Genomic DNA, 12,196 nt, shown 5'->3' with positions numbered 1-12,196 from the left:
CCCTTTTGACAACGATCCGTGTACTTCGGTTGCCAAACGTCACATTCACATCGCACTCGGCTGCAAAGTGCCCGTCAAAAAGCTGCCATTGTGCAGTTATTGCTTGCTAACATGGCCACTGGCATCACGGACGACCTTCATCTGGGTCATCGGGATATAGCCCATTTTCTGCACCAGCTTTTTTTGAATCGGTGATGACATAATATAAGCCAAGAATTGCTTGGTTAGCCCGCGCGGTTGGCCCTTCGTGTACATGTGTTCATACGACCAGATCCGCCACCGGTTGGTTGTCACATTGGTATCAGTCGGCGCAACGCCATCTACCGACAGACTCTGAACCGTTTTATCGATATAGGAAAAGGCAACGTACGAAATAGCCCCAGGCGTACTGCCGACAATCTGCCGAACCATCCCGGTCGAATCCTGTTCTTGCGCGGCAACCGGCTGCTTGCCTTGAAGCACCCACTTTTCAAACGTTGCCCGGGTTCCGGATCCTTGCGCCCGGTTAACCAAGACGATTGGCACATTCTTGCCGCCCAACTGCTTCCAATTGGTGATCTGGCCTAGAAAGATCTGTTGCAATTGGGCCATCGTGACATTCTTGACCCCGACGTCCGGGTTAACAATCGGCGCAATGCCAACAACGGCAACTTTATGGTCCACAAGCTTTTTAGCGTTAATACCCGGTTTTTCTTCAGCGAAAAGATCCGAATTGCCAATATCAACAGCCCCTTGCTGGATCTGGCTCAATCCGGTGCCGCTCCCGCCGCCTTGGACGTTGATAAAGACGCCGAGATGTTCCGTCTGATATTGTTCACCTGCTGCTTCAACCAATGGCTGCAACGCACTTGATCCAACTGCGGTGATGGATTCACCTGACTGTTTGCTATTACTGCTGCTGCCGCATGCACTTGCTGTAAACGCCAGAAGCATGATCGTAAACAGGGTCACAATTTTTTTCACACGAAATCCTCCATTTCAAGCTCCAACCATCTTATCAGCTGTGTGTAAATGTTCATGCTGTTGAATGTAAAGGTTGTGTAAACATCGACGTTAAGTCGGACGATTATTTTGGCCGACCGGCAATGTTACGGTAAAGGTTGAACCAACCCCAACCTGACTATTGACCGCGACCCGGCCATCCATACTTTTCACCAGCTCGGCTACAATGGCCAAGCCCAAGCCCGTGCCACCGTTGTGCCGGCTGCGCGCCTTATCGACCCGGTAGAAGCGTTCGAAAATACGGGCCTGTTCTTCTTCCGGAATCCCGATTCCCGTATCCGCCACCGCTAATGATAAGTGGTCGCCCACGACTTGCGCGGTAATCGTCACGTGACCGGCCAGACGATTGTAAAAGACAGCATTATTCAAAAGATTCCGCACGATCTGGGTCAGCTTACGTTCGTCGGTAACAATCTGCAAGTCGGGTGCAATCGCGACTTCAACCCGAATCTGTTTATCTTTAATCACTTTATCCAAATTGTGCAAGGCGTCATCGACCAGTTTCTTGAGGGCGACTGTCGCCTGCACCGCCTGATTGGTTTCCGGTCGGCTCAGTGTCAGAATATCATTGATTAGCTGGGTGAGTCGCTTACTTTCATCGAAAATGATGCCTAAAAATTTATCCAGAGTCGCCGGATCATTTTTAGCCCCGTTCAACAAAGTTTCCGCAAACCCGGCAATCGCGGTGACCGGCGTCTTTAATTCGTGGCTGACATTGCCGACAAAATCCAGCTGCATTTTTTCCACCTGGCGAAGATACGTCACATCATATAAAATCACCAATACTTGCAGCCGGCTAATGCCTTGATTCAACGGAATAACGGAGGCGTCCACCGACTTTTGGGTCGCCAAGACGGTCAGTTCCTGATGATGGGTCTTTTCATGGCGGAATGTATGCTCGATCATCCGAGCAAGCGCGTAAGTTTTGACATCGTCGAGATAACTGTGACGCGGTTGGGGAATCTGATGCCCTAAAAGCTGCGACATGGCATGGTTATGCAGAATGACGTCTTTGTTTGTGTCAATCAACATGACGCCTAAAGGTAGGTTGTCGATTAAGCGATCAAAGCTCGACTGGCGCACAGCTACTTTTTCGCGGAGATGCGCCTGTTCAGCGGCGAGCGCATTGATTCGCTGTGCCACAGGTACAAATGGTGACTTCGGCGGCAAAATCACCGGATCGGGTTCCTTTTTTTCGCGGATGCGATCCAGATTGTGGCTCATGCCCCGGATGGCTTCCTGATACTGATGTTCAGATCGGAAAAGCCAGAGTAAGATCAACGCAATTAAGGCCGCGAAGATCAGTGTCAGAATCCAAAATTGCTCTGGCGCCGTGGTCCATACACTTGACTTATAGCGGCTAACAGCAACCCATTGCCCGTGATCCCGAAACAGATAAGCCTGCTCCGTCCGTCCATAAACGTTGACTGATGTGACAAAAGCCTTGGCGCGGCGGCCACGCAACGCATCAGCCATTACCTTCTGTCTGGTGGTCTGAGGATTATCCGGAATGATCGTGATAAAAGCAGCTTCTGATTCAGCTAGCGCCTGGCGATCAACGCCATCATGATCAGACGTCACGTAAGTTCTGGCCACTCGGCGAAGATCACGCGCCTGTTGGTGAACGATTTGTTGATTCACTGTTGTCACAAGCACAAAAAAGCCTGCCAATGATAGCAGACTAATAACAAGTGCACGGCGAAAAACCCGTTTATTCATGTGGTGCCTCCATTTGATAACCAAATCCCCGAACTGTCTTTAAATAATCCGGATGTTTGGGATCTGTTTCAATCTTATCCCGTAAATGACTGACCTGAATATCGACCATGCGGGTTTCGGCTGGATAATCAAACCCCCAGACGCCATTTAACAAAGCGTCACGAGACAGGGTCTTACCTACTCGCTGGGCAAAATAAACCAGCAACTCAAATTCCTTAGGGGTCAGTTGCAGCCGGTGACCGGCTTTGCTAGCCTTATAGTTTTCCGGATCGATGGTGATTTGGCCAACGGTAATCTGATTGTCGTTACCGGAGCGCGCCGTGGTTTGCGGTTGACTCTGACTACGCCGCTCGATGGCCTTGATCCGTGCAATAATCTCGCGCGGCGAAAACGGTTTTGTGACATAATCGTCGGCACCCAGTTCAAGTCCGACAATTTTGTCGGTTTCATTATCCTTCGCTGTCAGGATCATGATGGGTGTCTGAATCTTATCTTCACGAATCTTGCGGGTGACATCCAGTCCGCTCAGGCTTGGTAACATGAGGTCGAGAATAATAAAATCAAACGGTTCGCTACGTACCTTGTCTAAGGCTTCTTGCCCATCGGTTGCTGTCTCCACCTGATAGTGTTCGGTTTCTAAATTATATTGCAGCAACGTCAAGATGGCTGGCTCGTCATCAACAATCAAGATCTTCTTCATGCTGTCTCCTCCGGGAATAAAATCATACCAAGTTCATGCGGCGCACCTGAAAAAATAGCGGTTTCGGCAAGACGTAACTCGCCATCTGCCTGTTGAAGCCGCAAGCGACAATAAGTGGGTTCCTTTTGAATGGCATCGTACAATTCGCTGGCGCTATTCACCGCGATGTGGTTACAGGAAAGCACCCGATCTCCTGGTTGTAAATTCATTTGTGCTGCTGGGGTATCAGGGACAACCCCGATTAAAACAACCCCACGATCAGTGCGCGTCACTGTCAGGTACACCTTATGGCCTTGCCAGAGTAACCCGATTCCAAGAATAACACTGATACATGCAGGCACGATGGCGCTCACAAGTGCTGGAAGGAACAGTAATCGTGCAGCGACGCCGTATACAACTAATGCGCCTCCAGCTCCGGCAAACCACGGCCAGCTGCGTTGCCAATGCATCTTCGCCCGATCATGCTGTGCCGTAAATGAGGCACCTAAGATCAAAGGCAGGCCGACGATTGCAAATGCTTGAATGATCACAGTCAACACCGGTGAACCGGCAACCTGAGCGGGATCCACCGGTACCAGCAACGGTACCCAGTAAAATTGCCGCAAACGAAACGTCGCACTTTTTCGCTGCCGCCGATCTACCAAAATAACCGGCGATTCAAGTTGGTCGCCACGATTCAGCCGCGCCAACACAGCCTGGGTAAGCCAAAGCAGGCCGATCAAAAGCGCCAAATTAGCTGCTAGCTGCCCATCTGTATCAGAATAATCTGGTTGAATAAATGTGGCCAAACTTGCAAGACCTAGCCACCATGGACTAAACGACCATGCAGACAATATCAAACCAATCACGGTCAAGCCGCTTAATGCCAATAACGCAGCTAAACTGACCTGAAGTCGTGCCAAAACCGAGATGGCGGATACCACAATACCGATCAGGATACCTACCCAAAAAAACCGGGCAATCTCAATATGTTTGGGGTGAATCGCCCGCAAGTACTGGTGGCGTTCACGGCTCGTGCGCCGAACCGCAAACAAAATCGTCAACCCTAAGGCTAGCCAAAACGCCAAACCAACCGGGCTGATAAGTAAGGCAATGATCACTGCCATTCGTAACCCTCCACTATTCACTGTAAACAGTATAGCAGAAATCAACTGCCGCTCCTATAAGGTTTGGGCAATCGGGGATGGCTCAGTGATGCGGAGGCGGTATTGAAGTCTACAAAAAAGTTTAGGTAATAAGTTCCAAGCCGTGCCAAACTCCGCAATCTCCGGCCAGCTAGGGTGGCGACGCGAAGCTAGAGCAGTGGGCACGACTTCGAGCCCGCAAAGTACGCGGTCTCGAAGCTCGGCCTCATTGTAGGCGGTAAACCGCCAACAATGACTTCACTGCTGAGCCCCATCTGGCCTACGATTGCTCCGCTTTGGCACTGTTACCCTAATGCCTTTAACGAATTATACTTGGGAAACAAAAAAACGAACATATCCCCTTTACTGAAGAATGCGATAATCCCTTTATGGTTGTCAGATGAAATATCATAATTCATCTGATGATCATGGAGGGATTTTCTATGCCCAGATCTAAGTACACAGCTCAAGAAAAGTTACACATATTGGAGGAGTTCAGACATTCGAAGACAAGTATCAGTAGTTTCTCTCGTCAACACGGTCTTGGTGATCGTACATTACAACGTTGGCAGACACTCTATGAACGTGATGGGATTAAGGGATTAGAGGAAGCTCGAAAGAATCAACATTATACCAAAGAGCTAAAGCTTGAAGCAGTGCTTGCTTATCTTAGTGGTGAAGGGTCATTAGCCGAAGTTACGATGCAATTTGGTCTGCGTTCATCAACACAACTGCAACGTTGGATAGCCATGTATAATAGGGATCATCAATCTTTGACGGCTTCACCGTCTAGAAAGCAGGTCCCCACCATGAGTCGTACAACCACCTTCGAAGAACGCATTAAAGTCGTTGAATATGTCACTAAGGGTAAGCACTCCTATACTGAAGCGGCAGCCCATTTTGATGTGTCTTATCAACAGGCACGGTCTTGGGTGATCAAGGCTCGCGAAGGCGGTTATGAGGCGCTGGTAGATAACCGTGGTCACCACAAAGACAAGCGTGATCTAACCGAATTAGACAAGGCCAAACTGCGCATTCGTCAACTAGAAGCTGAACTCAAGGACAAAGAGCTAGTGGAGGCCTTTGTAAAAAAATTACTGGAAATCCAGCACAAGGAGTGATCAAACAACGCCGACAAGCTTACCGTGCCATCGAAGAAGTTAGTCAAGGCCACCACGGCGCTGTCACAAAGTTATTGGACGTTATTGGCGTCAGCCGTCAAGCTTATTACAAAGGCTTAAGGCGGGAGAAAACATTGTGGGAGGTCCACGATCGGCAGCTCAAGGAGCGGACCCAATATTGGTTTGACTTTCATCACCAAGGCATTGGCGCCGGGAATCTCCTGATCAACTTACAACAGGATGAGCTAATTGACTTCCCGGTCACGATCAAACAAGTTCGTCGCGTCATGCGCGAGCTTGGCATTCGATGTCAGATTCGCCAAAAACGGCATAGTCGCGTCAAGCAATCTGAACAGTACCTGCAAGACAATGTGCTCAATCAATGTTTCTACGTGGAACGCCCTAATCAAGTCTGGCTAGCCGACTCAACCGAGTTGAAATACGGTATCAACGGCGAGTACAAGATGCGCCTCAGTGGCGTTCTTGACCTCTATGGTCGCAATCTGTTGGCTTACAATCTAAGCGCAACCGAAACAACCGCCGCTGAGATTCAGGTCTTCCAGCGCGCTTTCACTCGCGCCAGCAACGTCCATCCGCTCATTCATACTGATCGTGGCTCCGCCTATACATCTAAGGCATTCAACCGCTACCTTAGCCAGTTTGAAGTGACACGAAGTATGTCGCGACCGGGAACGCCCTATGACAACGCACCGATGGAGCGCTGGTGGAATGAGTTTAAACTGCGGTGGATGGATCGTCACCCAATGGCAAAAACTTATAAGGAGTTCGTCCAGCTCGTTGAAGATGGGATCCACTATTTCAATCACGACAACCGTTCAGGACAAAGAGACGGCCTTACCCCAGAAGAATACTGGAATAAGGCCATCTAAAAGCTACCAAAATTTTATATTATTTCATCTGTCAACTTGACAGGGCCGACCGCAGAATACGTCCGTTTATATACTGTGGTCGTGAATGATGACCAGTCTATTTTGTAAATTTGATTAGATTAACTTTCATAGACTAATTAATGCTCTAGAACTTAAGGAACCGCCGCATTGAGATGACCGATCCGAGCGCGCCAATGACGATCCCGATGCCGGCTAACATCAAGTCCAGCCAGAATAGGAATGGCATATTGGCATAAAGTGAATAGCCACTGGCGCCGTTAGCCATGCTGAAACTGTGGTAGACAACGGCATAGCCGACATCGACAACGACGATCGGCAGGATTGCCCCGAACAAGCCGGTCCATGCCCCTTCAAGTAAGAACGGCCACCGAATATAGGAATTGGTTGCACCGACTAACCGCATAATTCTGATTTCGTCGGAACGCGATAGAATCGTAATTCGGATGGTGTTGTTGATCAGGAATACGGCAACAAATAGCAGCAGGATTGTAAAGCCGAGTCCCCACTTTTGGGCAAGATCGACAGAATTAAAGAGTTTCTTCGCTGTCCGGCCGCCGTAACTGGCATCAACAACATGATCCAGCTTCTGCGCCTCTTTAGACACAATTATCGTTGCCTTGGGGCTGGTCGTCTTAACCATATAGACGTCGCTTAACGGATTCTGATCGCCGGAGAACATCCGCCACTGAGATCCGTAACCGCCAATAATCGTATCCAATTCCTGCTGACGGGAACGGTAAGTCACTTTATTGACGTGATCAAGTTTCTTCAGCTTGTTTTTTAACTCATCCCGCTGCTTGACTGTTGTTTTTTTATCAATATAAACCCGCACCTGAACATCATTTTCAACCTGTTGCGAAATATGGTGCAAGTTGAAGATTAATGCCATAAAAATACCGACAAGTAACAAGGTTACCGTCACGGCACTGACGGCGGCAACTGACATCCAGCCGTTACGCCGTAAGCTGCGCAGAGAATCTTTGACATGGCGGAAAAAGACTTTACTCTTCATTGCCGTATGTGCCTCCTTCTTCGTCACGAACTAAACGACCACCGGCAATTTCAAGCAGCCGGTGTTGCCGTTCATTGACAATATCCTTGTTATGCGTCGCCATAATAACGGTCGTCCCGTTGGCGTTGATGCGTTCAAGGATATCGACAATTTCATCGGAGGTTTGTGGGTCTAGGTTACCGGTTGGCTCATCGGCAATCAGTACCTTTGGCTTGTTCACAATTGCACGGGCAACTGACACCCGCTGTTGTTCACCACCAGATAATTCATCAGGAAAACGGCGCAACTTCTGCTCCAAGCCAACGAGCCCCAGTACTTCGAGCACCCGATCTTTGATTTCATCATCCGGCGCTTCGATAACCTGCATCGCATAGGCGACATTTTCGTACACGGTCAATCGCGGCAAGAGTTTGAAGTCCTGAAAGACAATGCCGATGTGGCGACGCAAGAATGGTACCTCTGAAGGCTTCATGGTCGAAAAGTCAAAGTTATCAATTTTAATGGTGCCGCTGGTCGGCATCAATTCATGGTACAGCATTTTAACAAGCGTCGATTTTCCGGCACCACTAGGCCCGATGACGTAAACAAACTCACCATCTTGGATCTTAAGGTTCACATCCTTGATGGCGGTGACGCCGTTTGCGTATTGCTTCGTCACGTTTTCCATTTGAATCATGCATTTTGCTCCTTTTTCTAAGCTAGAGACAGTATAACAGGCGATTAAGTCAGCAAGGTTTCAGGCAGATTACAGTTTTAATCCGGATTTTTCTGTGAAAGTTCCCACTGTAAATAAGCGTTGATAAAAGGATTGAGGTCGCCATCCATGACGGCGTTACCGTTGCCGGTTTCGTAATTGGTTCGATGATCCTTGACCATCGTATAGGGATGGAAAACGTAAGACCGAATCTGGGAGCCAAACGCGACATCTTTTTGTTCGCCTTGAATTGCCTTGGCTTTGGCGCGTTTGGCCTCTTCTTCACGCTGATACAACTTGGCTTTTAACATCGCCATCGCGGTCGCTTTGTTTTGGAATTGTGACCGCTGTGCCTGACTTGAGGTGACAATACCAGTTGGAATATGAATCAGTCGAACCGCACTGGAGGTTTTGTTAATATGCTGACCACCGGCACCGCTAGACCGGAACACTTCCATTTTGACGTCTTCCGGGCGAATGTCGACCTGAATTGAATTATCGAGCTCTGGCATCACATCCACGGAGGCAAAACTGGTATGACGACGGCCAGCGGAATCAAACGGTGATATCCGGACTAGCCGATGCACACCTTTTTCGCTTTTAAGCAATCCATAGGCATTTTCACCGTTAATAAGCAGCGTCACGCTTTTGATTCCGGCCTCGTCACCCGGTTGATAATCGGCCACTTCCACTTTGAAACCATTCTGGTCGGCCCAGCGTTGATACATGCGCATTAACATGGAACCCCAGTCTTGTGATTCCGTGCCACCAGCGCCAGGATGAATTTCCAAAATAGCATTATTGTGATCGTACGGGCCGTTCAAAAGGAGCTGCATTTCGTACTGATCGAGCTTGTCTTGAAGATCCTTAATCTTGGTCTCTTCTTCATGCTGCAGATCCGGATCAGGTTCGTCCTGCAACAGCTCGAGACCAGCTTCAAGATCCTCTAACTCGTTTTCAAGTGCATAAAAACGATCATGCTTTTCCTTCAACGCATTGTTGGCATCAATCACTTTTTGCGCGGCCTCAGAGTCATCCCAAAAGCCCGGCTCAGCCATTTTGCCTTCGTTTTCAGTGATCCGTTCGTTCAAGGCATCGAGGTCAAAGTGACCCCCTAAATTGATTTATTTTGGTCCGCATGGCGGCCAAGGTGTTGCGCATAACATTAAGTTCCATCGTCTAAATCCTTTCCCAAATAAGTGAGCGTGAGGTGGCGCGGTTAGAAGCCGGAGTGTAAGTGGCCTTGAGCGTAATGGCCCGGTCTTTGGCCATTACGCTCAAGGTCCTTACACGCAGGCTTCTGCGCCACCGAACGCGTTATGGTGAGCCAGCACGGTTAAAAACCAACTGCTTGACTATCGTTTTTCTACCGCTATCCCCAAAACACCCCAGTACCGCAAGTCAAAATTGCAGTGCCGGGGCGTCTGTTCATTGTTAACGGCGAATATTTTGCCGGATTTCGGCTTTCATGAACAGCCGGGTAACGTCATCGTCAATTGAGGCAATCATTTCTTCAAACATCCGATAGCCTTCTTCTTGATATTCAACTAACGGATTCATTTGACCGTAACCACGCAAGCCAATGGACTGACGTAGCTGATCCATGGCATCAATGTGATCGGTCCAAGCCGAGTCAACAACCCGCAAGATAACAACCTTTTCAAATTCAAGCATCTGGGCGTCATCGCCGAGTTGCTTATTCTTTTGTTTGAAGTTTGTTTCCGCAAGATCTGCCAGCAAACCAATCAGCTCATCCTGTGACTTGCCATCCAGTTCGCTGCGCTTGAATTTCTCCGGATCAACCATGTTCGCGGTGATCCACGCATACAGCGCATCCAGATTCCAGTCTTTCTGCTCGCCTTGCGTGTGGGTCTGAACAATCCTGGTAATCGTACGATTGATCATCGCCATCAAGACTGGCTTCAGCGTCTCGTTTTCATCAATGATCTGCTGCCGCTGCTTGTAGATGACTTCGCGCTGTTCACGCATCACGTCATCGTATTGCAAGGTATTCTTGCGGGTATCGTAGTTGTTCCCTTCAACCCGCTTCTGGGCAGATTCGACTTGCCGGGAAATCATGCGGCTTTGGATGACCTGATCATCATCAGCCACTTTGAATCGATCCAGCATGGCTTTGATGCGTTCAGAACCAAAACGCTTCATCAAATCATCTTCAAGACTCAAATAAAACTGCGTTGAACCCGGATCACCTTGTCGACCGGAACGGCCACGCAACTGGTTGTCAATCCGGCGGCTTTCGTGGCGCTCAGTCCCGATGACAGCAAGCCCGCCTAATTTGGTCACGCCGGGTCCTAATTTAATATCGGTACCACGTCCAGCCATGTTGGTCGCGATCGTAACCGCGCCCCGCTGGCCGGCATTCATGATAATCTCTGCTTCTTTAAAATGGTTTTTCGCATTCAAAACAGTGTGCGGAATTTTGGCTTCATCAAGCTGCTTGCTCAACCGTTCGCTCGATTCAATCGCAACGGTCCCGACCAGAATTGGCTGGCCCTTCTTGTGGCGTTCTTTAATGTCTTCAACAACGGCATTGAACTTGGCATCCAATGTCGGGTAAAGAACATCAGGCGAATCAACCCGAATGACCGGCTTATTGGTCGGCACCGAAATAACTTCCATGTTGTAAATTTCACGGAATTCTTCTTGTTCGGTCTTCGCCGTCCCTGTCATCCCGGCCAGTTTGTTATACATCCGGAAGAAATTCTGATAAGTGATGTTGGCCATCGTCTTATTTTCATCTTGAATCTGAACGCCTTCTTTAGCTTCAATCGCCTGATGTAGGCCATCCGAATAACGCCGGCCTTCCATCGCACGACCGGTAAACTGGTCGACAATCAGAACTTCGCCGTTGGAAACCATATAATCGATATCCTTGAGCATAATATAATTAGCGCGCAAGGCTTGATCGATATGATGGGTCAACGCAGTATTTTCCGTGTCATACAAGTTGTCCAAGCCAAAGTTCTTTTCGGCTTTGCGGATGCCGCTTTCTGTCAGGGAAATGGTCTTGGTCGGCCAGTCGATCTTGTAATCGGTATCGGCTTTCAGCGTCTTCACAAACCGATCAGCCCGAATATAGAGCCCGGTTGTCTTTTCAGCACCACCGGAAATAATCAACGGTGTCCGCGCTTCATCGATCAAGATGGAATCCACCTCATCGACAATGGCAAAATTCAACGGACGCTGAACCATTTGTTCCTTGTAAACAACCATGTTATCCCGCAGGTAATCAAACCCAAGTTCACTGTTGGTTGAATAGGTAATGTCGCAATTGTAAGCTTCGCGCTTTTCATCGCTGTTCTTGGAGTTGAGATTCAGCCCAACACTCAAGCCAAGCCAGTTGTACAACTCGCCCATTTCCGTGGCATCACGGGTGGATAGGTACTCGTTAACCGTAACAACGTGCACGCCTTTACCAGTTAAGGCATTCAAATAAACGGGCATGGTAGCGGTCAAAGTTTTACCTTCACCGGTTTTCATCTCCGCAATATTACCTTCGTGTAACACGATGCCACCGATAATCTGAACCCGAAACGGGAACAGTCCCAAAACCCGCTTGGCACCTTCACGAGCAGTTGCAAAAGCTTCTGGTAAAATATCGTCCAGAGTTTCGCCTGCTGCAAGCCGATCTTTAAATTTCTGGGTATTTGCTTTTAATTGTTCATCAGATAATGCTGCATATTCATCTTCATAGCGCTGAACCTGATCAGCGATTTTGCCGAGGCGACCGATCTCTCGCTTATCGCTTTCGACCCATTTTCTAAGAATATTGGCCATAAATGGATTCCTCTCTGTCGAAACCTCGTGAATCTAACACACTTTAATCATTCTAACATTGATACATTGTAACATCTTAACATTTTCACGGGGAGATTGAAAATACCATGATGAC

10 protein-coding genes are annotated in these 12,196 nt (G+C 48.6%); 2 read left to right on the top strand and 8 right to left on the bottom strand.

The features are described 5' to 3' along the window. Positions 1-96 precede the first annotated feature (96 nt). The 4 genes from LHUE1_RS09975 to LHUE1_RS09960 form a co-directional block, all read right to left on the bottom strand. Positions 97-963, bottom strand: a complete 867-nt coding sequence (locus LHUE1_RS09975) for a phosphate ABC transporter substrate-binding protein PstS family protein (protein WP_049171494.1) — start codon at positions 961-963, stop codon at positions 97-99. A 90-nt stretch (positions 964-1,053) separates the two neighbouring features. Next, entirely contained in the window at positions 1,054-2,721 is a 1,668-nt protein-coding gene (pnpS, locus tag LHUE1_RS09970) for a two-component system histidine kinase PnpS (protein ID WP_049171497.1), read from the bottom strand. Further along, positions 2,714-3,421, bottom strand: a complete 708-nt coding sequence (locus tag LHUE1_RS09965; RefSeq protein ID WP_010489426.1) for a response regulator transcription factor — start codon at positions 3,419-3,421, stop codon at positions 2,714-2,716. The genes pnpS and LHUE1_RS09965 overlap by 8 nt, the downstream gene beginning before the upstream one ends. Then, on the bottom strand, positions 3,418-4,527 hold the full coding sequence (locus LHUE1_RS09960) for a PDZ domain-containing protein (RefSeq protein ID WP_049171503.1): 1,110 nt from the start codon (positions 4,525-4,527) through the stop codon (positions 3,418-3,420). Before LHUE1_RS09960 ends, LHUE1_RS09965 begins: the two co-directional genes overlap by 4 nt. A gap of 461 nt (positions 4,528-4,988) precedes the next feature. Between LHUE1_RS09960 and LHUE1_RS09955 the strand changes: the two genes are divergently transcribed. Both LHUE1_RS09955 and LHUE1_RS09950 read left to right on the top strand, forming a co-directional pair. After that, positions 4,989-5,666, top strand: coding sequence for a helix-turn-helix domain-containing protein (locus tag LHUE1_RS09955; RefSeq protein ID WP_213291479.1), 678 nt, complete (start codon positions 4,989-4,991; stop codon positions 5,664-5,666). Further along, positions 5,663-6,556, top strand: coding sequence for an IS3 family transposase (locus LHUE1_RS09950; protein WP_049171184.1), 894 nt, complete (start codon positions 5,663-5,665; stop codon positions 6,554-6,556). The genes LHUE1_RS09955 and LHUE1_RS09950 overlap by 4 nt, the downstream gene beginning before the upstream one ends. A 145-nt stretch (positions 6,557-6,701) precedes the next feature. On the opposite strand, the gene ftsX is transcribed toward LHUE1_RS09950, so the two are convergent. From ftsX to secA, 4 genes are all read right to left on the bottom strand, one after another. After that, a complete protein-coding gene (gene ftsX / locus LHUE1_RS09945) occupies positions 6,702-7,589 on the bottom strand; it encodes a permease-like cell division protein FtsX (protein ID WP_049169073.1) in 888 nt (295 codons plus the stop codon). Next, positions 7,579-8,265, bottom strand: a complete 687-nt coding sequence (gene ftsE, locus LHUE1_RS09940; protein WP_025012520.1) for a cell division ATP-binding protein FtsE — start codon at positions 8,263-8,265, stop codon at positions 7,579-7,581. The genes ftsX and ftsE overlap by 11 nt, the downstream gene beginning before the upstream one ends. A gap of 77 nt (positions 8,266-8,342) precedes the next feature. Then, positions 8,343-9,459 (bottom strand): peptide chain release factor 2 gene (gene prfB / locus LHUE1_RS09935; protein ID WP_107750272.1). Its coding sequence is split into 2 segments (ribosomal slippage): positions 8,343-9,386 and positions 9,388-9,459, totalling 1,116 coding nucleotides; the frame shifts between segments, so codons are not numbered across the junction. Positions 9,460-9,717: 258 nt separating this feature from the next. Continuing rightward, positions 9,718-12,081, bottom strand: a complete 2,364-nt coding sequence (gene secA, locus LHUE1_RS09930; RefSeq protein ID WP_039638826.1) for a preprotein translocase subunit SecA — start codon at positions 12,079-12,081, stop codon at positions 9,718-9,720. Between the last annotated feature and the right edge of the window lie 115 nt (positions 12,082-12,196).

This window comes from Lacticaseibacillus huelsenbergensis (genome assembly GCF_029726355.1).
In the GTDB taxonomy this organism is placed as follows: Bacteria; Bacillota; Bacilli; order Lactobacillales; family Lactobacillaceae; genus Lacticaseibacillus; species Lacticaseibacillus casei.
This window is presented reverse-complemented; position numbering and strand designations above follow the sequence as displayed.